At 37.9% G+C, this 24,009-nt stretch carries 21 protein-coding genes, 2 pseudogenes and 2 CRISPR repeat arrays (1 of these 25 only partly in view); of the genes and pseudogenes, 20 read left to right on the top strand and 3 right to left on the bottom strand.

Going from position 1 to position 24,009, the window contains the following annotated elements:
- Nucleotides 1-710: 710 nt before the first annotated feature.
- The 4 genes from M1F03_RS11810 (at nt 711) to M1F03_RS11795 (ending at nt 3,809) form a co-directional block, all read left to right on the top strand.
- Nucleotides 711-887: a hypothetical protein gene (locus tag M1F03_RS11810; RefSeq protein WP_251464396.1), complete on the top strand. Its 177-nt coding sequence runs from the start codon at nt 711-713 to the stop codon at nt 885-887.
- Nucleotides 888-2,065: 1,178 nt separating this feature from the next.
- On the top strand, nt 2,066-2,659 hold the full coding sequence (locus tag M1F03_RS11805) for a DUF1367 family protein (RefSeq protein WP_251464394.1): 594 nt from the start codon (nt 2,066-2,068) through the stop codon (nt 2,657-2,659).
- A gap of 11 nt (nt 2,660-2,670) precedes the next feature.
- Nucleotides 2,671-2,985, top strand: coding sequence for a Ref family recombination enhancement nuclease (locus tag M1F03_RS11800; RefSeq protein WP_251464392.1), 315 nt, complete (start codon nt 2,671-2,673; stop codon nt 2,983-2,985).
- 44 nt (nt 2,986-3,029) lie between these two features.
- A complete protein-coding gene (locus tag M1F03_RS11795; protein WP_251464390.1) occupies nt 3,030-3,809 on the top strand; it encodes an antitermination protein in 780 nt (259 codons plus the stop codon).
- Between the two features lie 314 nt (nt 3,810-4,123).
- On the opposite strand, the gene M1F03_RS11790 is transcribed toward M1F03_RS11795, so the two are convergent.
- Nucleotides 4,124-4,456 carry a hypothetical protein gene (locus tag M1F03_RS11790; RefSeq protein ID WP_196712989.1) on the bottom strand — a complete coding sequence of 111 codons (333 nt, stop codon included), beginning with the start codon at nt 4,454-4,456 and terminating at the stop codon, nt 4,124-4,126.
- A 162-nt stretch (nt 4,457-4,618) separates the two neighbouring features.
- On the opposite strand from M1F03_RS11790, the gene M1F03_RS11785 reads away from it, so the two are divergent.
- The 5 genes from M1F03_RS11785 to M1F03_RS11765 all read left to right on the top strand — a co-directional run bounded on the left by M1F03_RS11785 (nt 4,619) and on the right by M1F03_RS11765 (nt 6,251).
- Complete coding sequence (locus tag M1F03_RS11785) at nt 4,619-4,780, top strand: helix-turn-helix domain-containing protein (RefSeq protein ID WP_163767551.1); 162 nt, start codon at nt 4,619-4,621, stop codon at nt 4,778-4,780.
- Nucleotides 4,781-4,929: 149 nt separating this feature from the next.
- Entirely contained in the window at nt 4,930-5,199 is a 270-nt protein-coding gene (locus M1F03_RS11780; RefSeq protein ID WP_163862130.1) for an HP1 family phage holin, read from the top strand.
- Nucleotides 5,199-5,669, top strand: coding sequence for a lysozyme (locus tag M1F03_RS11775; RefSeq protein WP_004918815.1), 471 nt, complete (start codon nt 5,199-5,201; stop codon nt 5,667-5,669). Before M1F03_RS11780 ends, M1F03_RS11775 begins: the two co-directional genes overlap by 1 nt.
- Nucleotides 5,651-5,833, top strand: a complete 183-nt coding sequence (locus tag M1F03_RS11770; protein ID WP_251464388.1) for a hypothetical protein — start codon at nt 5,651-5,653, stop codon at nt 5,831-5,833. The genes M1F03_RS11775 and M1F03_RS11770 overlap by 19 nt, the downstream gene beginning before the upstream one ends.
- Nucleotides 5,820-6,251 (top strand): lysis protein, encoded by a 432-nt coding sequence (locus M1F03_RS11765; protein WP_251464386.1) that lies wholly within the window; start codon nt 5,820-5,822, stop codon nt 6,249-6,251. Before M1F03_RS11770 ends, M1F03_RS11765 begins: the two co-directional genes overlap by 14 nt.
- Before the next feature lie 5 nt (nt 6,252-6,256).
- Here the strand turns inward: M1F03_RS11765 and M1F03_RS11760 are convergent, their stop codons facing one another.
- Nucleotides 6,257-6,751 (bottom strand): hypothetical protein, encoded by a 495-nt coding sequence (locus M1F03_RS11760; RefSeq protein WP_154635773.1) that lies wholly within the window; start codon nt 6,749-6,751, stop codon nt 6,257-6,259.
- A 150-nt stretch (nt 6,752-6,901) separates the two neighbouring features.
- On the opposite strand from M1F03_RS11760, the pseudogene M1F03_RS11755 reads away from it, so the two are divergent.
- The 5 genes and pseudogenes from M1F03_RS11755 to M1F03_RS11735 all read left to right on the top strand — a co-directional run.
- Nucleotides 6,902-7,567: pseudogene (locus M1F03_RS11755) on the top strand (terminase small subunit); the annotation flags it as partial.
- Between the two features lie 563 nt (nt 7,568-8,130).
- The gene (locus M1F03_RS11750) at nt 8,131-8,472 is read left to right on the top strand and encodes a hypothetical protein (protein ID WP_251464384.1); all 342 of its coding nucleotides are present in this window, start codon (nt 8,131-8,133) and stop codon (nt 8,470-8,472) included.
- 453 nt (nt 8,473-8,925) lie between these two features.
- Entirely contained in the window at nt 8,926-9,639 is a 714-nt protein-coding gene (locus M1F03_RS11745) for a carbonic anhydrase (RefSeq protein ID WP_282560523.1), read from the top strand.
- 1,214 nt (nt 9,640-10,853) lie between these two features.
- Entirely contained in the window at nt 10,854-11,237 is a 384-nt protein-coding gene (locus tag M1F03_RS11740) for a hypothetical protein (protein ID WP_195848632.1), read from the top strand.
- A gap of 944 nt (nt 11,238-12,181) precedes the next feature.
- Entirely contained in the window at nt 12,182-12,352 is a 171-nt protein-coding gene (locus tag M1F03_RS11735) for a hypothetical protein (protein ID WP_167520921.1), read from the top strand.
- A 284-nt stretch (nt 12,353-12,636) separates the two neighbouring features.
- Here M1F03_RS11735 and M1F03_RS11730 read toward each other — a convergent pair.
- A pseudogene (locus M1F03_RS11730) lies at nt 12,637-13,629 on the bottom strand (chitinase); the annotation flags it as partial.
- Between the two features lie 952 nt (nt 13,630-14,581).
- Nucleotides 14,582-14,968: direct repeats of the CRISPR family, unit length 27 nt; unit sequence TGCACTGCCGTATAGGCAGCTTAGAAA.
- A gap of 276 nt (nt 14,969-15,244) precedes the next feature.
- Between M1F03_RS11730 and cas1f the strand changes: the two are divergent.
- The 6 genes from cas1f to cas6f all read left to right on the top strand — a co-directional run bounded on the left by cas1f (nt 15,245) and on the right by cas6f (nt 23,851).
- A complete protein-coding gene (gene cas1f, locus M1F03_RS11725; RefSeq protein WP_154623414.1) occupies nt 15,245-16,222 on the top strand; it encodes a type I-F CRISPR-associated endonuclease Cas1f in 978 nt (325 codons plus the stop codon).
- Entirely contained in the window at nt 16,219-19,746 is a 3,528-nt protein-coding gene (gene cas3f / locus M1F03_RS11720; protein ID WP_251464380.1) for a type I-F CRISPR-associated helicase Cas3f, read from the top strand. Before cas1f ends, cas3f begins: the two co-directional genes overlap by 4 nt.
- Nucleotides 19,747-19,957: 211 nt before the next feature.
- Nucleotides 19,958-21,229, top strand: coding sequence for a type I-F CRISPR-associated protein Csy1 (csy1, locus tag M1F03_RS11715; protein ID WP_251464378.1), 1,272 nt, complete (start codon nt 19,958-19,960; stop codon nt 21,227-21,229).
- Nucleotides 21,226-22,173 carry a type I-F CRISPR-associated protein Csy2 gene (gene csy2, locus M1F03_RS11710; protein ID WP_251464376.1) on the top strand — a complete coding sequence of 316 codons (948 nt, stop codon included), beginning with the start codon at nt 21,226-21,228 and terminating at the stop codon, nt 22,171-22,173. The genes csy1 and csy2 overlap by 4 nt, the downstream gene beginning before the upstream one ends.
- Nucleotides 22,174-22,175: 2 nt before the next feature.
- Entirely contained in the window at nt 22,176-23,201 is a 1,026-nt protein-coding gene (gene csy3 / locus M1F03_RS11705) for a type I-F CRISPR-associated protein Csy3 (protein WP_196712996.1), read from the top strand.
- 8 nt (nt 23,202-23,209) lie between these two features.
- Nucleotides 23,210-23,851: a type I-F CRISPR-associated endoribonuclease Cas6/Csy4 gene (gene cas6f, locus M1F03_RS11700; RefSeq protein ID WP_318839936.1), complete on the top strand. Its 642-nt coding sequence runs from the start codon at nt 23,210-23,212 to the stop codon at nt 23,849-23,851.
- Between the two features lie 130 nt (nt 23,852-23,981).
- A CRISPR array of direct repeats spans nt 23,982-24,009; the repeat unit is 28 nt; unit sequence GTTCACTGCCGTATAGGCAGCTTAGAAA (it continues 360 nt past the right edge of the window).

Raw genomic sequence — 24,009 nt, 5'->3', positions numbered from 1 at the left:
TAATTCCATATTGGATTAACATTGTTGTTTGGCTTTCTAGTGATAATGTAATAAATGGTTCTATGAAGCTTAGCGTTATTTTTTCGGCTACTTTTATAACCTCTTATATAATTCAATTCGTTTTTCTTGTAACACTCATTGCCTATTTAGTTGATTATTTATTGAGGTTAATTATTTTTAGAAATAAAAGTGAGTTAGTACATTTATTTTAGTATTTGAAAAATGAAGTCAGGCTTATCTGGCAGCTATAGTATAACCGTTATTAATGTTTATATTAATAGTGGTAATTTTAGGTGAAATTGATGGAGATAATTTTACGATTAAATCGTCATGGTAAAGCGAGTATTACTTATGCTTGATTGGCTAACTTGTATATCAAAAATATCAGTCAACGAGATGTAGAACCATTGGTATTTAAAGGGTAAGAAAACAATCGAAGTTCCTCTCGAAAAGGATAACAAAACCCAAAGCGCATTTTAAGCTGTTAATAATGTTCGGCCAAGCCATTGCCCCATAAAGTAGAGACAGACCATGATAATCAAAGATCTTATCACACACGAATTACACGTGAATGATAACAGGCCTACTTTTCCTGATGATGGTTGTGACTATTCACAATGTCATATCGACTGCCTTCATGTAGCAGCAAGGGCGAGAATGAAAACACCTTATCAACCCAAGTTAAAACCACAAAAAACGACGAGGTAGTTATGCCAAGCAAATATTTGCCTGATGGGTTACCGCTCAATCGTGCTTTGTGGCCAGAAAAGTATCAAGAGCTGGAGCAGCTTGATTTATTGGTGAGTCAGCCAATTCGGCAACTGAAAAATCAAAAAATAAACAGTGAACGCATGCTAGCGTATATTGAGATGGCACTGGCAGTATAAGAGAGAGGCTGAATTATTGACGTAAGGTGATGCCAGAGAAAGAGTCGCATTTGTTACTTACTGAAGTAAGTTCTCATGCACCAATATGAGATTTCACAGTCACCGGAATTGATATATCCAACAAGGTCATAAAGAGTCGCAATATTAATAGAAAACATCACCGTTATAGTAAGGAAGTAAAGAATGCCAAGCTTGGTTAAATCATTTGTTAGTCGTCGAAATAGTCCTATTAAAATTAAAGCTGAAACTAAAGTCTGTAGGGTTCTAGATGTTGCAGTGAGATAAAGCACAGTCTCTATTCTGTATGATGGATTTGTACTGGGAAATTTTTCAAAAACAAAGCTAATAAAAGTGGTGATCAAATACCAAGAAATGGCTAAGAAATGAATTGAATATTTGCCTCTAATAATTCCGTTTAGCAACTCCATTATTTATTTCCCTTAATAAATTTGAGGTACGGAAAATACTATAAGTGAACATTTAACGCAAATATTGAAATAGGAGAACTAACAGTGAGCGACAATGAAATGGTCTATACAGCCACTTAGATTGCTCCAGTATTTACTGAAGTACCAATCTTGGCACTACTGAGTCTGATTGGAATTCTGTGAATGAAGATGAACGAGAGGAGGCTATATCGCATTGTATTGCAGACATTGTTGATCTGTGCGTAGCGCCAAAAGACGATTAAAAGGCAATACTAATGAAATGATTACGTCAGGATGGTAAAGCTGAGCAGCGGGACAGGCACAAGTAGCATGGCTTAGTTAACGTTGATGTAACAAAGCATTACAAATAGTTCAAATTTAAAATATCGCTATTAATTTTAGGTGGGGATACAAGATGTGCTGTTTTCCTCTTTTTTACCCTTTATTTTCTCACTTAGAATATATTGGTTAAAAATCAAAAAGTTAAATAGTGTTGAAGTATAAAAGGTATTTCTCATAAATCAGGTGTAATTTATTGTTGAATATGGTTTTTTTCATGATAAGTTATAGTTTACTGCCGCATAGGCAGCTTAGAAAAGTAATGTTGCTAATTAAACCGCGGTAGACTGGTTTGCTATCGTATAGGCAACTTAAAAAATAAGGTTTGATGACACTAACTGGTTATATAATTTACTTATTGGTCTGAACACCCAATCTTAACACTTGCTGTGTCTACTGAGAGAAAAAAGTATGGCACAGCATAGCTTTATTAAAATGTCTAACGACACTCTTGTACCGGCTAATCCCGCTGCGAGAGATTTCCTGCATTCAAAAATCAAGTGTGGTGATGTGCTTTCGGCTGATTTTAAGAAGGCACGTAACCCACGATTCCATCGCAAGTACTTTGCACTCCTCAATCTAGGGTATGAATACTGGGAACCTACCGGCGGTACCATTTCGCCTGAAGAAAAAGAACTCGTTCGCGGCTACGTCAAATTCCTCGCTTACTACACCGATAACGACGATGCCCTCCAATCAGCTGCTGATGTTTATCTCGATGAGATAGCACAGAAACGCGCACGTAATATTTCAGCGACTAAATCCTTTGATGCCTTTCGTTATTGGGTGGTCGAACAATCAGGACATTATGAAACGTTCGAAATGCCAGATGGTAGCCTTCGCCGTGTCGCTAAATCAATCAGCTTTGCCAAAATGGATGATCTAGCATTTGGCGAACTCTACAAAGCCACACTCGATGTGCTTTGGAATTTTATTTTATTCCGTAAATTTTCCACCCAACAAGCTGCTGAAAATGCGGCGGCTCAGTTATTAGATTTTACCTAGAGGCAAGACCAATGACCAAAAAATCAAAGAACAAAGAAGAGATGCAGTGGTTATCAGATGTAGCAGAACGCGGCTGTATTTGTTGTAGAAACATGGGGTATGGGGCAACTCCTGCGGAAATCCATCATACACGAACAGGGCAGGGAATAGCGCAGCGTGCTAGTCATAAAGATGTATTGCCGTTATGCCCGCCTCATCACCGCGCTAGCTATGGCACCGGCTTTCATGCGGCCCCAAAAACATGGCAGCAAATTCACGGTACCGAAGCGGAATTGCTTGAGCAAACCAAAAGAGAAGTCATGGAGCTGCGCGCATGTCGTATCTGATAGCCATTAAAAAATATTGTTGATGTGTAATAGGTGGTGAACCAATGAAACTCGAAAATACACTTAAAAACTTTCACCCTAAGTCACCTACATTCGGTAATGTAGCAGGTTGTACATCTCCTGACCGAATTACAGGTACAGATATCATGGCAGCTATGGGGATGGCAGAATCACAAGCTAAGTTCGGTATGACAGCCTTTCTAGCGAAGAATGATATCAGCGAAGAAGATAAATTTTCTACCGTGGAAGCATTGACCCAATACGCTAAAAAAATTACACCAAAGCTGGTGGCTAAAGCTGCAGGTAAAAAGTTGGGTTACTGTCTAATTGTTCTGGCCAGAATGGCATTTGAAGATTATGCCCGTTCAGCAGGTTCAGTTTTTCCATGTTCAGCATGTAGCGGTAAGGGCCTTATTTATAAGCGTAAGGACGTAGTCAAACATCCTGGTATAACGAGACTAGACGGAACAGTGGTTATTGAGCCGTGGATTGAAAACGAAAAGGTGGAAGAATTATGCATGCCTTGTAATGGAAAGGGGCAAATAGCGCATCGATGCCGCTGTAAGGGACGAGGTAAAGTATTAGATGAAGTACAAACCGAGTTGCAAGGGGGGCCGATTTTTAAGGACTGCCCTCGTTGCGCGGGTAAAGGTTTCAACCGTGTGCCATCTTCAGTAGCCTACAATGCAATAAAGCACCTAGTACCCGATTTAACCCAATCGTCATGGTCACGAAATTGGAAGCAATTTTATGAAAAGTTAGCTAGTAAATGTTTTATTGAAGAAAGTGCGGCAGAACTGGCATTTAGCAGGGTAATAAAATAATGTGTTTTATTTGATTTTTGCATAAAATTGGCTTATTATCTTCTAATAATGGATTTTCTATACCTAGTCGCATTAAACAAATTCAAGGCCTCGCAATCGCGGGGTTTTTCGCACTATAGAGGTTTATATATGTTTGATTATTTTGAGGGGTTTGATGAGTTCGAGTGGGTTTAATTTATTGATATTGTTAAGTGGCTTATTGCTGAATTAAGCATATCTATATGATTAAAGTTAGTAATTAGATGAATTAAAGAAAAAAGCCATTCAGTATCAAATGGCTTAAATATCGAAAGTTGATTGTTTATTGTTAATTATTAATTATCGTCATATACATCATTGTCTGGTACAATGTTGTTTGACATATCAAAGCCAATCAGGCCGCTATCATCTAACGAAATTCCAGCCCTTAGATACTTAGGGCCTAATAAATTATTAGGGTTTGAAAAAGATGGCGATCCATAGCAATATGAGAGCAGTGTTTGGTAGAACATCATGTCAAGTTTTGAGTGTAGATTTAAATTAACCACCTCTGTCCCTCCGCTAGCTCTTTCTAGCATTAACCTAAAAGGAATATCCTCCCCCGCAAAGTCATTATATATACTAGAAAACCCTTTAACATTGAAAACTATATAACGGCGCCTTTCCATAAAAACCTCGCTTAAATTTTATTAATAGACTAAGTTTTTGAAATTCAATTTAACTGTAGTTAATTAAAGCAACAAAAGCTAATTAATATTAAAATATTTAATGGAATGTGTTTTTTGTATTTAAGTGAGTATCTTTGATTGATTGATTGATTGATTGATTGATTGGTTGATTCAAAATTAACACAGTCAGATCTAGCGAGAGAGATGGGAGTTAAAAAGCAGGAAATCACCCGGCTTTTTAATCTTCAACACTCAACTAAAATTGACACTATTAATCAAGCTATTATTGCAATGGGGCATAGACTAACCCTTTCATTATTATAGTGCAAAACATCTAACCAAGAGGTCGCCTAGTGCGGCCTTTTTTCGTATACAGCCCCCGCAAATCACACTCAACATGTTTAATTACTGCAATTAATTTGCTGGTGGCTACCTATTAACTAAATATCGGGCACTCCGTAGGGGGTGAAATCATGCGTATGGATAAATATAGCAACGCAGCCTACGGTAGTGCTGGGCTCACAGCATTCTTTGCAAGCTTATCGCTTTATGAGTGGGGCTTTATTATCGGGATGGCGTTTAGCATCATCCTTGGTTTAGCGACTTTCTTTATGAATAGGCGAGAACAGAGAAAGCGAACTCGATTATTTGAAGAACTGGTTAACAAAACAGACCCTCTAAACCCTTCAGCCACTGCACGAAAAGCCACCGAACTTATGGCGAAAGCCCCTAAGGATATCTAATGTCACTCAAACAAAAATTAACTGTGCTTGTTGGTGCAGGGGCTTCGGCTATCGCGTTAACAGTGATTGCGTATTTTGAAGGTGTTAGGTATGAGCCGTATGAAGATGTGGGTGGGGTTTTAACAGTTTGCTATGGGCATACAGGAAAGGACATTGTTCCCAACAAAGTTTATTCAAAAGAAGAATGCAATGAGCTGTTAGAGCTTGATTTTATGAGAACTAAACTTCAGGTAGATCGCCTGGTTAAAGTTCCTGTAAGTGAACATACCAAAGCTGCTCTGTATTCATTTGCATTCAATGTTGGTACCGGCGCATTTGCTAAGTCGACAATGCTTAAAAAGCTAAATGCAGGTGATCAATATGGTGCTTGTGAAGAGCTTAAAAAGTGGGTTTATGCTGGTGGAAAGGTTTGGCGTGGGTTAGTTAATCGCAGAGAGGCGGAGGCAGCTATATGTCATGGAAACCTATAGTTGTAGTCATTTTCTTTATGCTACTTGCGATATCAATAATTGCTTTCGGTGCTTATCGTATGACAGATAACACATGCGGTATTGATAAAGCCAGTTTAGAAAAGCGTTGTCAAAAAGCTATCGACCACTATAAGGGCAGGCAGGTTAATTATGAAATTCGATAAATCATTCTGGCTATTCATTATGGTTGTTGGTCTGGGCTGGTGGGTTGTTACTGTTCACGATAGCAATAAGTTATTGAAAAAAGAAAATGCTGAATTGATTGATAGTATTCAAGACTACGAACAGCGTATTAACTCCCTTCATGAACTCGACACTAAACATACCCAAGAGCTAACAAATGCAAGAACTGAAATTGACCAGTTGCGTATTGCTGCTGAGCGTCATCCTGAGCGGGTGTACATCAAAGCAAGTTGTAAAAAAGCCGAAGGCACTACCACCTCCGGCATGGATGATGCAGCCACCGCCCGACCTACTGATTCCGCTATCCGAAATTATTGGTTACTCAGAGAGCGAATTGCAGAAACAGAGCAGATGATTAAAGGATTGCAGAGCTCTATAAGAACAGAGTGTATCTGGTGAATTAGTTAATTTTCATATTTATGGATCATAACACCATCAACATTTAGGAATGCGTCTCTTAATATTCCAAGGGACAGTAATTCATTAAATTTCTGATAGTAAGTAAGCTCTACTTGTTCGCGAGAAAGACCAGTGAGGAAATCTTGTTGTTGGTTTGTTTCCCAGTAGATTTCTCCTTTACCTTGGATGAAATGCCCTCTTAAAATACCTGACCACTTCTCATTTTTTTTAGACATTAATAAGCTATGACTATTTTCTTTTATTGGCTTAAATTCATAAAAAAAATTACCTTTAAAAAGGAATATATTATTGCAATGGGTACATTGATATATATCTCTAATATATTTGAATAATATAGAAGCAAAGTTATCTTTGGAGCCTTCTTCTAGCTCGTCAATAAAGTCGTACAAGTCTTGGTCAGCTATGTAATGAGCCTTGTAACTGAGGTAATCAGTATTATCCCTAATTATGTGACCACAACTACATTGAAATTTAGACATTCATTAGTGTCCTTATGGTATTAACTTACGAGTAGGGAAAGTTCTAAATCTAATAACAATATATAGTTTTAGAGGAAATTATCAAAACTATCATAAAGCTTACCTTAAAAGAACTAGTGGGCTTTTTAATAGGCTAAGGAGATAAACACGATGGCTAAACCGGATTGGGGGACGCTACAGCAACAGTTCCTCGCCGCTCATGCTAAATCAGGAATATCCCCTAAAGAGTGGTGTGAAGACCAGGGACTTAATTACGCAACTGCACGACGATATATTAAAAAGCCAGCTGCGCAATCTGCGCAAAAAACTGCGCAAAAGAAATTGCGCACTGCGCACGAAAATGAATGTGCAAAAGAACCATCACACAATAGTGATATATCAATTACGCGGAGTAGAGAACAAGATAGTACGCATGATGATGAAAAATACCTTTGATGTGCGCAATTACGGGCTTAGTGACCTACAAGCCAAATTCGTTAATGAGTATCTAATCGACTTAAATAGAACTGCCGCATATAAGAGAGCCAGTGGAAAGGTGGAGGTAATACTGCATATGTTGGCGCCAGCCGGATGTACAGAAATGCTAAGGCCAATCGCGCAATTACAGACGCACTAGCGGATAGGGAACGTAGAGCTTAAATCACCCAAGATGGCGTATTAAAAATGTGGTGGGATATTGCGACTGCGGACGCTAACGAACTTACTGAATATCGCCGATTATGTCGTCGTTAGTGTTGGGGCTTTGGCTTTAATTATCAGTGGCGTGATGCGGTCGAATATGACGATGCTGTGAAAAAAGCCATGTTAGCAAATAAAGCGCGTGGGTGGCTACGGGCATCTGTGAGGAAGCATGATAGCCAATATGCATTGGTTAGATCCAAAGGGGAGCTGAGATGAACTGGTATGGTGAACTCAATGTCATGAGGAAGGTTACTGCGAAAGTGTAGCTATTTTCTATAACGATAAGGTAACTTTAAGTAGTAGGCCTGCTGCTCTTGAAATCCATTCGAAAAACTGGGAGCTATCTTTTCATTGTGGAGAATGCCAAAGCTAATTGGCTAAATATCAGTAGAATTTAGAGGTCCACATGAGCAACATAAATGAAAGAAATGCGAGTATTACACCAACAGATATACCGAAAGTTCCTTTGCTTTGGCTGGACGAAATAATAATTATGAATGAGATCGCAAACCCAATTATAGGGGCGGCGACTAATAATTGAACAATACCATCAAGCATAGTAAATCCCATTTAAGTGATTGTGTTCTATCATGCATGAATAAAAGACACAACCGCTATATTTTGCTATTAACTATTTTCCTTTTTAAAATTTAGAACCATAGTGTACTTAACCTAAATTTCAATACAAGTGAAAATATATGAGTACGGAAAAAGTAGAATATAAAGTAGTTGGAAAAGGAATTTTAAATGCATTCTGGTTCGGGCTTATCGTATTCATCATTGCATTGACCATCAATCATGTTAACCCACATAGTCACTATGGAGGATGGTCAACCCTTTCCAGAGGGTTGTCGATGGTATTTATTATTTTTGGTGCTGGCGTTTATTGCTTTTTTTGTTTCATAATTGCTATAAATGAGTGGTTAGATAACAGGAAAAAGAGTCATGTTAATACTGAAAAGGCAATGATAGCCACATTTTTACATGGTACCGTTGCTTTGTTTGTGGGGGGTTGTACGTTGATTATCTTCTGTCAGTAGCTTTTCCTTTTTATTCAAAAAATTACGCAAAGGCGACACATTGTGTAGCCTTTTTTTATTTAGGAGAGATGGTTGTGAGTCAAATACCAGCAGTAATGATATCTCCATCATAATTTAGACCACCTAATTGGCGGTTTTTTTATCTCTAAAGGAGGCGTGACATCATTAATGGATATATTCTGTTCAGATTTTTGAGTTTGATACACGCCAAGCCGGTGGAGCATCTGATCGTGTTCGGTTCCCAACAGATGACATTATTACTGCCATTAAAGGTGCACAACAATCTGCAACTGAGGGTAGAAATAATGGAATATAGTATGTTTTATTTTAGATAAGATGTGCTATTAATTGTTATTATAAGATAAATCCTAATGATATTTGTGTAAGCCAAGGTGTAGCTTTAGAACTCACATTGACAACTTGAGTTACTATCACATGAGTTACAATAAGGCTATGTTATATATCTTAGCTACTCTCACTTTTTCATCACAAGCTAATTCATTATGGACTTACGAAGGTAGTGGGGCACCTGAAAATTGGGGGAAGCTGAGCGACGAATTCAAAGTTTGTGAAAATGGATTTAACCAATCCCCGATTAATATTGATAAGGTGATTGATGGCAAATTAAAGCCATTATCTATAAACATACACACCCACGCACAAAAAATCATCAATAATGGGCACTCAATACAAATCAATGTTAATGATGATGATGACTTTTCTATTGATGGAGCAACTTACCAATTAAAACAATTTCACTTTCATAGCCCAAGCGAAAATGAAATAAAAGGTAAGCAATATCCATTGGAGTTGCATTTTGTTCATTCCAAAAATGATGGTGGAGTTGCTGTACTCGCAATTATGTTAGAGGAAGGTGATGCGAATCCTGCCATCGAGCAAGTGTTGAGTAATATACCGGAAGAAAAAAATCAGGAAAAAGAGTTAGGTACAAATATTAACTTAGCTGCTCTTTATCCAGAAGACAAAAGCTATTACCGTTTTAGCGGTTCTTTAACGACACCACCGTGTACTGAAGGCGTGGTATGGTTAGTGATGAAACAGCCAATAAAAGCATCAAAAGAACAAATAAAGAAATTTCAACAAGCCTTGGGGCATTCAAACAATCGGCCCGTTCAGCCATTACATGGTCGGTTGATCGTAAACTGATATAAGCTTCAGTATAAAGCGCCAACGGGAGTAGTTGGCGCATTTTCAAATCACATAAAGTGTTTTTTATGGCCTAATTCCTCTGTTTCAGGGTTACCATAAAAATGCTTTTCCAGTTGTTTCAATCAATCTTTAGCTATCTGTTAATGTATAAAAGACTAAAGAAGTTCTTTATTAACTGTTTCCATTTTTAAAACACCTTTATGAAAACGAGGAGCAGGTAATGTCATTTTTATCAATAAAACATCGGGATAAAGAAAGCTCTTTTACTAAAGAAATGAGTTTAACTTAAATTTTCTCGATTTTTATTTAAATAGTGGTTGAATTGAAAAGAGGAGAGGCGAAATGACAGCGTGTCATGCATTGTTTATAAAAGCGGTTTAGTAATGTATAATAAGCATTGCTAAGTTAACTTACGGCTGCGGCCGGAGTTCTAGTAAAAGTGATAATAACTGACCCTATCTTATTTTGTATAATCTTCGGCATTGCTTTAGTCGTAGCTGTAATCTTTGAAATGATATCTGAAAATAATAGTGCTAACGAACTGAATTCAATGGGAGGTCATATGATGAAAAGATTTTCAAAATATATCAGTAAAATGTGTTTTTTTGCAGTAACAGTAACCTTATCAACCTTTCTAGGGCAGCCGTAAGTTAATTTTAACACTATGTACCATCCTGATTGGCTATAGTTCTCATTTTTCCTATGTTGTATTTGTCTTATTAGTCAGCCAGTGACTTAATTTTTCAAAAAACATCCATTTAATTATTGAATAATGTGTCAATTATGTGCTTAGTTAACGAAACGATATATGGGGCTAACTGTTTTAGTGATTCTTTGAATTAGATACTCATATTTCTACACGGTTCTAATGTCAATCATTACGTCTTCTAAAGTGCTTATCACCTTTTTTATCAATTGCAGTTTCTGGTAGTGATTTTTGCTTGAAAAGGTCTTTATCTATCATCGCTCATTTATAGTCATAGCTGTCTAGTTATTTGGTCTAACTATTTGGCTTTTCTAAAAATATTTTTCAACTTAAGTGTTAGGGTGACGGAATATAAAATGGATAAAATAGGAACATTACTGATGATGATAATTTACTGAAATAAAATGCAAAAAGTGGTAGCCATCGGTGGTTAATGAAAATGTTTGTGTTATTAGAGAATAAAAAGGAAAATAGATATTCAGAAAATAAATAAAGGTACCTTAGTATGTTTAAGAAGTTCATGTATATCTTATTATTAACGTCAGGACTGGCTAGCGCTGAAAATCTTAAATTTGATGATTTTTTTCGCGAGAATCAAGACTTGAACACGCCTCTTTTAAAAAAGGTTATCATGGCGCAAGCGATTGGTATATATGAAATAGAAACGGTTCCAGAAAAAGAACTCAGGATATTAAATTTTGATCAGTCAGAACGAGAAAAAAGAGAAATGATCAAAAAACTATTAATTGAGCTTGATCCTAAAAGTTATGAGTATGCTAAAAAAGCGTTGATATTTCTACAAGACCTCTGTGATCAAGGCTATGGCTCAATATACAAGTTAGATGATGAAAATTGCGACATAATTAAAAAGCATAATCAAAAAGCATAACCAATGACGGCAAATAAAACTTTTACGAGAAATAAGCAGCCACTTGTGTATGGGCGTAATAACCTTTCAGAGTTGTTGTTATAGTGTTTTACTATCCTATTGATTTAATTATTTATTGAGTTAAATGATTGTAGTGAAGGCGTTATATCATTATTTGAAATATACAGTTAAAAGTGAATTTAAAATCTCTTGATGCAAAGTCGTGAAGGGGCTTCTCCTGTCTTGTGTGTCAAATGAAATAGCTTTTAATAATAAAGGGTTAGGGAAGAAAAAGCGACCTTTTAGGTGGCTTTTTTGTTCATTGAAATCCTCTTTCGCTACTCACTTAACCATTCATGAATGGTTTTCTCTCCAACCGCTTTAGGAGCAGTACTCTTCGAGCAAACTAAGTTGTTTTTGATGACGTTTGTGGTTAGAAAGACATTGTTTCTCATCAATAATGCCTGCTAGGCCTAATATTCGTTTCACCTTCAAAACATGAAACGTTAAAATCTAATTAGATGAGCTGTTTCCAGCTTCCTCTTTGGTTTTTGGTTAGTGGGATTAAATCTACTATGGAGGTACATTGAGTTTATCGGTTGAGATAGGCATCAAGGCGGCTCACTTCGCCATAGCGGTATGAGACAAATTACAGTTGATAGTCCTGCATGCCATTCAAATAAATCAAACATACGTTATAACTAGAAATAATTTGATTATTAGCTAGCCAGTTTGTTCGATATCTTAAAAGTTTGATGCGTTTACAGAGAAAAAATTGAAAAATCGCTAATGCGGCATGGGACATGTTCTAGAGGTTGGTGAGTTATCAGCAATAGGTTATGAGAATATGACTGACGATACACTTGGAAAAAGTAAAATCGCTCCCATCATATAACTACATATTTTATACCGGATAGACAGCCGTTTTGTCGTAAGGTTATTGAATGTAGTGAGTTGGAGTGAAAATGAAAAAGTCGGTTTATAAAGCTAGCGGTTTATGGAACGAAAAATCTTTCATAACTCTTTTTATTGCAACAAGTGAAAAAGATGTTCTCTCAACAATCGCATTCTGGGCAAACTTAGATGGCGCCAGAGTCGATGAGCTATCTATCGAGCATTTCTGTTCTGTGCACTGATGACATTAGGATGAAAGAGTTGAGTTATTCATTTAGCTTAATCTCTTTCATCATGAAAAATTAACGGGTAGCAAGAGAATGACTAAAAAATTAGCTCTCAAAGAAGAGAGATAAACCCTATCAGGTTGGTTGTATTTGCTGATGTGGTCTGGTCTATGATGCTAGTTAAGCGAAAGCAAAAATGACTCGCCTCCGAATGGCCGGAGGCGAGGGAATGTTATATTGATAAGTATCAAATACATTATTTGGCAGCTAGCTTGCTAGTTTCGAGAGCTATTTATTCAGAGTAGTGCAGCGTAACGAGTTTTAAATTCCCAGTTATACGCTACGCCAGCCTTACTTTTTCCATTGTCCCAGTTCACTGACCAAGTCATTAAGCCTTTGATGGATAGGTTTTGAGCATCAAGACGTGAAAAAGCGTTATAAACTGCTTGCTTATCGACGACATAACCGCTACCAGCGGCATCATTATTACTTGGTAAGCCAATAACAAATTTTGACGCTGGGATCTTAGTGTAGCCGCGAGTACCCGTTACTAAACTTTCGGTGAGGTAATACAGAAAATCTTCCTTCATGGCGTCGTTATTTTGAGCGAGCCAAGCACCTGTACCAGCTGTTGTTTGATCGACCCAGATACCGTCACCACCTTGGTTATAATATTGCGGTGCGATGAAATCATAATAGCCTTCGAGCGCGGTAATATAGTCAAGATAAGTCCCATTAATACGTAAATAAGGAAATTCAGGCGCCATACTAATAATAAAGTTTTTACCTTCTGCCGCATAATGTGCTTTTACTTTTTTCAACGCGGCAGGTAAAACAGTTTTATTATTGGCAGCACCAATGGCAGCCTGTTCTAAATCGATATCCAGACCATCGAAACCGTAGACTTCTACCAAACGGATAATTTCATTAGTCAGCTTGTCTTCATCGCCAGATGTCAACGCGATATGTGCATCTGCGCCACCGAGAGAGATCAACACCGCACGACCTTGGCTATTTAGTACGCCGACTTGACGACGAAATTCGGTGTCAGTCAGATTATAAGGCTTGAAGGTTGGAATGCCTTCTCCCTTCATGAAGGCGACGGCGACAACGTTATATTCTACGGGAATATCAGTGAGATCCATGTTGGTGAATTGGCCTTGTTGATAACCATCACTAGTCCCTGCGGCCCAGTTATGCCAAAAACCCATCATGATTTTTTTATTGGATATATCAGGCATAGTGGCTGCATCATCGACAAGGGATGTATTGGTAATGTCATTTGAGCTCATAGTAACCTCATTATTGTAGGTAAGATTAATTCCACTCGTTCCCAATATTCGATATTGGTAGAACGTAAAGATATAGTGCGAATTTTCTATGAGGCTGTGCTGAAAAATTTTCCTACCAATAATAAATTAAATTCAAACTAGCAATAATACGCTATATTCTAGCGTTTGAGTCGTCATCTAATATTAGAGTAAGCTATCGGCGATAGCGAATATAAGGTCGATTATTTAGATAGTTATAAAATAACAACTTTACTTTTATAATAAATGTTTTTCAAAATTCATTATTAACAAATAAAGGTGGTTTATGTTCTGCTAGGTAATATATTTGTTACTAACAATACTAACTCATTGCCTGAAATTAATGGTTGCTAAAGAAGAAATGATAGAGTCAGCGTGAGTGTTTGAGGGGATAGGGAATGGAGAGAGGCGAATATACCATTTATGTCCTATTTTTATATTTTGTGAAGCGTAATACTGTTAATATTCAAAAGCATACTCTTCGTATTCCAGTGATTATATTTTATTTCTGATGATAAATTGCTTCTATTTGTTAATGAAGAGGTTATTCACAAGATGATATGGATTGCTTTTACACATAAACAAAAGTATTTATCTAGTAGAGTTTAAATACAAGAGACAAAAGAATTACGTTAGGTGACTATTCTTTTGATAGCTAACTTAGCGAGCCGACTTATGCAACCGATGAAAATCGAAAAATTGGCAGAAGGGCGTGTACTATTCAAAATTGAAAATTCTTAACGTATTTCTATCTTTTTTGAGGGGATGATATCAGTTTATATAAGGTTCAGTATTTTTTACCCCTTTATTTTTCTTGCTGAAATGTTTCTATTAAAAATCAACTGGTTATATGTCATTAAAAAATAAAAGGTATTTTCCACAAAATCAGATGTAATATATTGTTGAACTTAGATTTTTTGCTGATAATTTATAGTGCACTGCCGTATAGGCAGCTTAGAAACCGCGCTTGCAGTAACAATCTCGGGGCGTTTCGTGCACTGCCGTATAGGCAGCTTAGAAAATTAATCGACCATTGATAACCACATGGTTTTCATGCACTGCCGTATAGGCAGCTTAGAAATACACGGCAGTGAATGTTAACAGTAAAATTATGTGCACTGCCGTATAGGCAGCTTAGAAAACGCTGTAGCAAAAGAGACTCACCGTGGTTGGGTGCACTGCCGTATAGGCAGCTTAGAAAATGCTGCGAGTTGTCGATGAGTTAAGTAATGCGTGCACTGCCGTATAGGCAGCTTAGAAATGAAATTAACGGGGATTCCGTGAATGTATCTAGTGCACTGCCGTATAGGCAGCTTAGAAATGTGACCTACGGCATAGAAGGCCGTAGGTCACTAGTGTGCGATTATATCAGTGGCTCAAAATCCTCTTATCACTATATGCCTGCAATACTGTAAAAATTATTATCTGTTAGTCTTAATACAACATATAAGTTATTTTTATGATATGGATTGGGATCTGCTTCCCAAAATTACCTTATACACTATGAAATTAAAGGCGTAACGATAGACGTAGCCTAAGTTAAATTGTATTAATATAGCAAGGTGGCTTATCAAAACAAACGGAAGGTTGGCTTAGCATGGATGATCTCTCTCCGTCAGATTTAAAAACAATCCTTCATTCTAAACGTGCCAATATGTATTACTTGGAGCATTGCCGAGTGATGCAAAAAGAGGGGCGAGTTCTCTATTTTACTGAAGCAAAAAATGAAAATCTTTACTTTAATATTCCGATAGCGAACACAACGGTTTTACTATTAGGAACCGGCACCTCTATTACTCAAGCGGCGATGAGAATGTTATCACAAGCAGGGGTACTGGTGGGGTTTTGCGGCGGTGGTGGAACGCCTTTATATATGGCTACCGAAGTTGAGTGGTTTACACCACAAAGCGAATATCGGCCAACGGAATATTTACAAGGTTGGATGAGCTTTTGGTTTGATGAACAGAAACGCTTATCCGCTGCGAAAACGTTACAGTGTTCACGTATTAACTATTTACAGAAAATATGGCAAAACTCTCGGGAACTGAAAAGCGAAGGGTTTATTTATGACGACACAGTTATTCAAAACGCATTAAAAACCTTTCAAACGCGAACTGATGAAGCCAATGACACACAAATATTATTATTAATCGAAGCACAGTTGACTAAAGTGCTATATAAATATGCGGCAAATAATACTGGGCAAAACAATTTTACCCGTCAGCATCAAGCAATAGATAAAGCGAATACTTTTTTAAACCATGGCAATTATTTAGCGTACGGTTTAGCTGCAAGCTGTTTATGGGTTCTGGGGATCCCTCATGGCTTTGCAGTGATGCATGGAAAAACGCGCCGTGGTGCGTTAATATTTGATATTGCAGATTTAATTAAAGATGCCATTGTACTGCCATGGGCATTTATTTGCGCTAAAGAAGGGGCTACAGAACAAGAATTTCGTCAGCAAATTTTACAGTCTTTTATTGATAATCACGCTTTAGATTTTCTGTTTGATACCGTTAAAGCTATTGCATTACAAGCGGGATCACAGCAACACATACAAAGGTCAGAATTATGATGGTGACTTTTGTTTCACAATGTGAAAAACATGCTTTAAAAAGAACTCGGCGTGTATTAGACGCATTTGCCAATCGTATTGGAGATAATACATGGCAAACGCTTATTACGGAGGTAGGGTTACTTACCGTAAAAAAAATGTTGAAGCAAAGCGCGAGTCGCAGTACTGCTGTCAGTTGTCACTGGATACGCTCTCGCTCACGTTCGCAACTTCTCTGGATTGTTGGAAATCGAAATAAATTTAATTCACAAGGATATGTGCCAGTAAATCGCACTGAAAAATCATTTTTGGGGCGAGAAGATGAAAATGATTGGAAATACCTTTCTTTAATTAGTACTTTTGCAAAATTAGCCGCTTTATTTCATGACTGGGGTAAAGCGTCACGCTTATTTCAAGATAAGCTCAATCCTGCAATTAAAACGACATTTAAAGGTGACCCTGTTCGTCATGAATGGGTATCCACAATATTGTTTAGTTTATTAGTTAAAAACCAAGGGGGTGAGAGCGATGAGCAATGGCTTGAAACCCTCATTAAGAATGAATGGGATGAACTGCAATTACAGCAAGGGGCAACTGAAAATTATTTATTACAATCACCGTTGGCTAATTTGCCTGATGCCGCAGCTTTGCTAGCATGGTTGATATTATCTCATCATCGGTTGCCTTTTCTTGATGAACAAGAACTTAAAAATTGGCAAGACATCGCGCTTAATACACATAATCAGTTACTAACTGAAATAAGGCAAAATTGGGGTTATGAAAATAATGATGATATATCTCAATTTCAACGACGTATTAAGATGTGTTTTGAGTTCCCTAATGGTTTATTAAGTCACTCGACTGTTTGGATTCGCACCGTTCAGAAAGTCGCAAATGAGCTAAAAAATCAATTACCGTTATTTCGACAAGCAATGGCCGATGGAAGTTGGAGAGTGATTGCCCATCATGCACGCCTTTGCTTAATGTTGGGGGATCATAATTATTCATCCAAAGGGAATGATCCTCAATGGCGCAGTGAGATAGCGCTATATGCTAATACCCATAAAATTAATCATATCCCCCAATTTAAACAAAAACTTGATGAACATCTGGTGAAAGTAGCAGAAATAGCCGGTGATATTGCAGAAACGTTACCTTATTTTGAAAGCGAGCCATCTCCTGTCAGTGATATTCCTCAGTTAGCTTATGATAAAAACAGTAAAGGGAAATTTAGCTGGCAAGAAGATGCAGTTAATTCAATCTATCAATATCGTAAAAAGCGCGATGATGAGATAAAAGGTTATTTTATTGTCAATATGGCGAGTACTGGCTGTGGTAAAACACGCGCGAATGTCAAAATTATGCAGGCGTTATCAGAAGATAAGCAAAGTTTTCGTTTTATTTTAGCGCTGGGGCTACGTACGTTAGCATTACAAACAGGGGATGAATATAAAGATAAAAATAGTATTGGGTTAAATGAGGGGGATATTGCGGTTTTAATTGGCTCTAAAGCGGTCGCTCAGTTACACCAACAAGCAAAAGAGAATGACGATAACTTAAAAGCCCATGATCAAGATTCATCGCCGCAGCTTAATACCAGCTCGAATAACTTATTGCCTTATCAAACCGGTTCTGAATCACAAGAAATGTTGTTCGATGAAAATGAAGAAGAACTGAGATGGGCAGAAGATAAATGGCAGGGAGTTCTCCCTGAGGAACTGTTATCAACGGTGCTTACTAGAGCAAAAGATCGGGCTCTACTCTATGCACCTGTTTTAGCTTGTACTATTGACCATATCATGGGAGCCACTGAAACAGTTCGTGGAGGTCGCTACATTTTACCTTGTTTGCGGTTAATGTCTTCAGACCTTGTCATTGATGAAGTGGATGACTTTACTGATAGTGACTCGATAGCCGTAGCGCGTCTTATCTATATGGCTGGACTATTAGGGCGTAAAGTCATGATCTCCTCTGCTACGATAACCCCAGATACTGCGTTAGCTTACTTTCATGCGTATCAGTCTGGGTGGTATGCCTACGCTAAAAGCCGTCAACAGCCCTTAGAGGTTGGTTGTCTATGGGTGGATGAAGGTGAATACGACTCAATAAAAGATAAATGTCAATCTTCAACCTTGGCGGCGACATTAGTCGCTAATGATGACAATACGCCTTATTTATACCAGCAGTACCATGACAAGTTTATTAAGAGAAGAGTCAATGTGTTAGCGCAACAGCCTACACGTCGTAAAGCATTAATAGTACCTACACCGAAGGATAATACTCAAGATAGTCAACAATGTTATTTTAATCACATCCTCAATGCAGCATTAGCTCAACATGACCAGCATGCCTTTCTCGATAAACGTACGGGTATTCAAGTTTCATTTGGTGCGATACGTGTTGCGAATATTTTACCTTGCGTTGATTTAACACGTTTCTTACTTGAATGTGCATGTCCTGAAGGTGTTGAAATTCGCACCATGGCTTATCACAGCCAGCAAGTTCTTTTACTACGTCATGAGCAGGAGCAACATTTAGATAGCGTTTTAAAACGTAAAGAGCAGGTCGGAGAAGAGGCGAATGCACTCAATAATCCAATTATTCGCCAGCATCTAGAAAATGTGAGCATAGAAGGGAAAGCTCAGCATTTGCTATTTATTTTAGTTGCAACTCCGGTGGAAGAAGTAGGGCGTGACCATGACTTTGATTGGGCAGTTGTAGAGCCATCATCTTATCGTTCTGTTATTCAAATGGCAGGGCGCGTTCGCCGACATCGAGAAGGCGAAGTTCAGCAGCCTAACATCGCATTACTGCAATACAACAAGAAAGGGTTTGAAGGTGGGATAGATAATCCTTTTTCTCGCCCTGGCTATGAAAATAATCATATTGGACTTGGCTTATCTACTCATAACCTTTGTGATCTTGTTGATGAGCAACAGTTACTCAAATCAGTTGATGCGACACCACGGATACAACAGCAAACTAATTATGAAAATAAAAAGCACAGGGATCTAGCTTGTCTAGAACATGCGGCAATCAAGTATACACTTAAAACTGAATATATTTTCCCTCCTAAACAGGTAGAAAAACCGGTGGCTACAAAAAGACGGTCGCAAAGTAAAAATTATCATACGTTACCCCGTAATGCGGCATCGCATATTTGGGGATACACCCATGGTTGCTGGTGGATGACCGCAGTGTCCCAGCAACTCGCCTCTTTTCGCAGTCAAATGCCATCTTTTCGGCTTGTTTTGGAAATATCACCAAAAGGCACAATACAATTTAGTGAATATACTCGAGAAAGTGGGTGGATATCGGTAGGGCCTCAAAATGGCATCTATTACAACAAATTTCCTGAGTCGATAAAAAAACGATTATGGTTGGTTCGGGACTATGAACAATCCATTCAATCGCAGGGAATGGATGGGAAACAAGCGACTTCACTGTCACGGTTTTATGGTGAGTTAACATTTTTAAAACAGCAGAATAGAGACGTTATCTATCATTATGATGACCAAATGGGGATCTATCCGGTAATAAGATAATGAAGATAAAAGATACCTTTTGATCATTCGATGTTGGACGGTGATGTAAATCTAAAAGCGTTATATAGATGATAAATAATTACATTTAACTGAATGAAATTATTCGATGTAGATAGATGAAAACCATGGTGGTTATGTTATTTGTGGTATGAAGAGTCAATGTTTTGTTCAGCTAGATTAATGTATAAGTTTAGTCACAAGGACCCTAGATATGTTAGATCCAGCAATAGAGGCCTTTTTTGAAGAACGTAAAGAAGGTTGGCTTAAAAAGACTTTAAAGGCATCAATGAGTGAGGATGAGGTTAGTCAAATAAAGCAGAAGTGTGAGGAGGTATTTGCGCTATCACAGTGGTTACCAAATGCTGCAAAACGTGCTGGACAGATATCACTTTCGACTCATCCTTGTACTTTCAGCCATCCAAGCGCCCGTAAAAACAAAAATGGCTCTGTGAGTGCAATCATTGCTAATGCAAAGGCCGCTAATGACGGTTTTTTACGTTCAGGTAATGTGGAAGTCGAACCCGATGCATTAGGCAATGCTGCTGCATTAGATGTTTATAAGTTCTTGACCTTACAAATATATGATGGAAAAACACTGTTGGCACATATTGAAGCAGAAACTTCACTTGCTAAATCGTTGCTTACTTTCGAGGGGATGCCTTACGAACAATTAAGAGAAGGTTTTTTAGCAATGAGTGCAGCAGATGATTCAGTCGTGACAAGTTCAAAAATTAAACAGGTTTATTTTCCTGTTTGGACGGATGAAGATGATTACCATCTACTCTCACCTTTGACGCCTTCTGGATTATTATTTGAAATGCGTCGTCGTATTGATGATATTCGTTTTTCAGAGCAAACCAAGGAGCTGCGGGAATTAAAACGTAAAAGGGAATATAGTGAGATTGGCTTCAAAGAAATCTATGGGATCACCACGATCGGCTTTGGCGGTACTAAGCCACAAAATATTTCCGTTTTAAATAACCAAAATGCAGGGAAAGCGCATCTATTGCCTTCTTTGCCTCCGGTATTAAATATTCGCGAAACGCGTTTACCTAAAACTAATTTCTTTACTGATGTGATAAACCCATGGCATAGCAAGGAAACATTTCAAGCATTTCACGGATTAATCACACTTCCTAAAGAAAAAAGAAATAGCGACTTTGCTGAATATCGTGATAACCGCATTCAAGAATATGTGGATTATATCATCGTCATGATGTGGAAAATTCGCCGTATATTAGAACAAGAAAAAGTCGTTCTTCCTGTGAATATTGCGAAGTACCAACAAATCTGGCTATTCCCTGATACTGAAGAGCAACGAAATAATATGGAGGATTGGCTTGAAATATTAATTCCTGAAATCGCTCGTCAATTTATAGCAGGCTATAAGGCTGTTAATGGCAAGAAAGCATTATTCTTAGGTAATGATGAGTTTAATTTCATTAAGGATCTTGTTGCGAAAAATAAGGAGCTGCTGAGATGAGCAAGCCAATGAATTTACTGAAGCTCCCACATTTGAAAGTGCACAACGCCAACGCATTATCAAGCCCATTTACAATCGGATTTCCTGCAATGACTGCGTGGCTAGGGTTTATGCATGCATTGGAACTTAAATTAAGAAAAATTGGTTTTTCGGCGTTAGAGTTTGAATCAATCGCTGTGATTAGTCACGAGTGTAATTTACAGACATATCGTGGTCGTGATGACTTTGTGAATTCAATTATAGGAACGGGTAATCCTCTGGATAAAGAGGGTAACCGCTCTGCATTTATTGAAGAAGCGCGCTGCCATTTAGATGTTTCATTGGTGATTCACTTTTCTGATGCTGATAACGAGCAAGGTGACGTGTTATTAGATACCGCCAATGTACATCGTGTTACTGAAATTCTTTCTACTATGAAGTTAGCGGGTGGAGATATTTTATCGGCTAAAAAACCTGAAATATATTATTTACCTGCCAATGATAGGAACGGTAGTTATAAGCGTAACTTACTCAATAGCTTAATGCCTGGTTATGCTTTGGTTGAACGTAGGGATTTAATGGTGGCTTCAATGGAGGAGGGGCAAGATGCAATGGATACACTATTGGATTATGTGACAGTTAATAACCAATGTATTGAAATAGAAAGTAAAAACGAATCAAAAGATAAGTCGTTTGAATGGAAAACACAACGTAAAACGAATGGTTGGATTGTTCCCATCGCGACGGGTTATCAAGGTATTTCCTCTTTAGGCATCGCTAAAAATCAGCGTGACCCCAATGTTCCCCATCGGTTTGCAGAAAGCGTTGTAACGCTAGGACAATTTGTCATGGTAAACAAAATTGGCCATCTAAATGAAATGCTGTGGGAATATCACACTGATTTAGAAAATAATCTCTATTTATGTCAACAAGTTGAATCTCAATATTTTACGCGCGGAGAGTAAAAATGGCAAAGAATAATGATGTAGCATCCGTATTGGCATTTGAAAAAAAATTGGTTCCATCGGACGGGTATTTTTATGGTACGAGTTGGAAAAATAGAACAGAGTGTATACCGCTTGCTTTGCAAGAAAAATCGGTCCGAGGAACAATCTCAAATCGTCTCAAAGGCCCTGTCAAAAACGATCCGCTAAAATTAAATGCTGAAGTTGAAAAGGCGAACTTACAAACGGTCGATGCTTGTGCATTAGGTACACAGCAAGATACCTTAAAACATCAATTCACCTTGAAAATCTTAGGTGGAGTAGAAACGCCATCCGCTTGTAATAACGCACTGTTTAAAGAAAGCTACACAAAAGCGGCAAAAGAATATATTGAAAAAGAAGGCTTCCGTGAACTTGGCCGCCGTTATGCCCATAATATTGCGAATGCACGTTTTTTATGGCGCAACCGAGTCGGCGCTGAAAAAATAGAGGTTGAGGTAAAAATCTTGAGTGAAGGTCTCGAGCAACAATGGACTTTTGATGCAACGCAATACAGCATTCGTAGCTTTGACCAGCAAGATGAAAAGGTGAATGAACTCGGCGCTAAAATTGCTGCTGCCTTAGCAAACAGTGAGGGAGCATTACTTCTTGAAATAACAACTTATACTCTGTTAGGCCAATCTCAAGAAGTTTATCCCAGTGAAGAGTTGGTATTAGATAAAGGTAAAGGGAGTAAAAGTAAAATTCTTTACCATGTGAATGGGCATGCCGCAATGCATTCACAAAAGATAGGTAATGCATTACGTTCCATTGATACTTGGTATCCCGATTATCATGATGACGTGAATAGTGGTGGTGCTATCGCTATTGAACCTTATGGAGCGGTGACTAATCTTGGTCGGGCTTATCGAACACCAGGAGCAAAACAAGATTTTTATACTCATTTTGATAAATGGGCTCGTGGTGAAAAGTTGGCACGCATTGAAGATGAACACTATGTTATGGCGGTATTAGTGCGTGGTGGTGTCTTTGGCGAAAGTGACAAATAAGGTGAACTATGAACTATTATCAGGAGATTACACTACTACCTGATTCGACGATACCGTTGGACTTTCTATGGCAAAGGGTTTACCAACAAATACATATCGCATTGGTAGAAAATAAGTCTGAAACGGGTCATAGTGAGGTTGCTGTTGCTTTTCCTGAATATGGGAGTGTCGGGTTCCGTTTAGGTAAAAAGATACGATTGATTGCAAATACAGAAGCTATGCTTGCCCAGCTCAATGTCAATCATTGGCTAGCACGGTTATCTGATTATGTGCATGTTAAGTCGATTCTGACAGTACCGGAAAATGCCATACCAGTCAGTTATGTACGACAACATGTGAAAGGTAAAAAACGGACTGAACTGGATATACAAAAGAAAGCGCAATTTCTCTCAATAAAATCGGGGCAGCCTGCGGAAGTTTGCTTACATGTGTTGAGGAAAAATCAGGTTAATGAATTTAGTCGATTGCCTTTTATCTGGATGGAGAGTCAACAGAGTAAATCTAAATATGAAGGAGCAATTCATCGCCCGTTTCCGTTATTTATTCGCTGTATTTCTGCGGGAAAAGCACAATTATGTGGGTTTAACTGTTATGGATTAAGTCAGCAAGTCGGAAGAGATGTTGAGTTAGCGACAGTTCCTCATTTTTAACCTTATTATTTTGCTCTTTAAAAATAAAATTATAAAACAATGAGTTACAATTAACGGTAAAAAAGAAGGTATTTTCTCTAAAATATCACTAACTGTTTGTTGTAACTTATTTTTTATTTGATAAGCTCGCGTTCACTGCCGTATAGGCAGCTTAGAAA

It is taken from the genome of Providencia sp. PROV080, assembly GCF_033688105.1.
In the GTDB taxonomy this organism is placed as follows: Bacteria; Pseudomonadota; Gammaproteobacteria; order Enterobacterales; family Enterobacteriaceae; genus Providencia; species Providencia zhejiangensis.
This window is presented reverse-complemented; position numbering and strand designations above follow the sequence as displayed.

Bases quoted from the DNA above. Each gene is read 5' to 3' on its own strand.
- M1F03_RS11810 (WP_251464396.1), top strand. From the start codon at position 711: ATGCCAAGCAAATATTTGCCTGATGGGTTACCGCTCAATCGTGCTTTG.
- M1F03_RS11805 (WP_251464394.1), top strand. From the start codon at position 2,066: ATGGCACAGCATAGCTTTATTAAAATGTCTAACGACACTCTTGTACCG.
- M1F03_RS11800 (WP_251464392.1), top strand. From the start codon at position 2,671: ATGACCAAAAAATCAAAGAACAAAGAAGAGATGCAGTGGTTATCAGAT.
- M1F03_RS11795 (WP_251464390.1), top strand. From the start codon at position 3,030: ATGAAACTCGAAAATACACTTAAAAACTTTCACCCTAAGTCACCTACA.
- M1F03_RS11790 (WP_196712989.1), bottom strand. From the start codon at position 4,456: ATGGAAAGGCGCCGTTATATAGTTTTCAATGTTAAAGGGTTTTCTAGT.
- M1F03_RS11780 (WP_163862130.1), top strand. From the start codon at position 4,930: ATGCGTATGGATAAATATAGCAACGCAGCCTACGGTAGTGCTGGGCTC.
- M1F03_RS11775 (WP_004918815.1), top strand. From the start codon at position 5,199: ATGTCACTCAAACAAAAATTAACTGTGCTTGTTGGTGCAGGGGCTTCG.
- M1F03_RS11770 (WP_251464388.1), top strand. From the start codon at position 5,651: ATGTCATGGAAACCTATAGTTGTAGTCATTTTCTTTATGCTACTTGCG.
- M1F03_RS11765 (WP_251464386.1), top strand. From the start codon at position 5,820: ATGAAATTCGATAAATCATTCTGGCTATTCATTATGGTTGTTGGTCTG.
- M1F03_RS11760 (WP_154635773.1), bottom strand. From the start codon at position 6,751: ATGTCTAAATTTCAATGTAGTTGTGGTCACATAATTAGGGATAATACT.
- M1F03_RS11750 (WP_251464384.1), top strand. From the start codon at position 8,131: ATGAGTACGGAAAAAGTAGAATATAAAGTAGTTGGAAAAGGAATTTTA.
- M1F03_RS11745 (WP_282560523.1), top strand. From the start codon at position 8,926: ATGTTATATATCTTAGCTACTCTCACTTTTTCATCACAAGCTAATTCA.
- M1F03_RS11740 (WP_195848632.1), top strand. From the start codon at position 10,854: ATGTTTAAGAAGTTCATGTATATCTTATTATTAACGTCAGGACTGGCT.
- M1F03_RS11735 (WP_167520921.1), top strand. From the start codon at position 12,182: ATGAAAAAGTCGGTTTATAAAGCTAGCGGTTTATGGAACGAAAAATCT.
- cas1f (WP_154623414.1), top strand. From the start codon at position 15,245: ATGGATGATCTCTCTCCGTCAGATTTAAAAACAATCCTTCATTCTAAA.
- cas3f (WP_251464380.1), top strand. From the start codon at position 16,219: ATGATGGTGACTTTTGTTTCACAATGTGAAAAACATGCTTTAAAAAGA.
- csy1 (WP_251464378.1), top strand. From the start codon at position 19,958: ATGTTAGATCCAGCAATAGAGGCCTTTTTTGAAGAACGTAAAGAAGGT.
- csy2 (WP_251464376.1), top strand. From the start codon at position 21,226: ATGAGCAAGCCAATGAATTTACTGAAGCTCCCACATTTGAAAGTGCAC.
- csy3 (WP_196712996.1), top strand. From the start codon at position 22,176: ATGGCAAAGAATAATGATGTAGCATCCGTATTGGCATTTGAAAAAAAA.
- cas6f (WP_318839936.1), top strand. From the start codon at position 23,210: ATGAACTATTATCAGGAGATTACACTACTACCTGATTCGACGATACCG.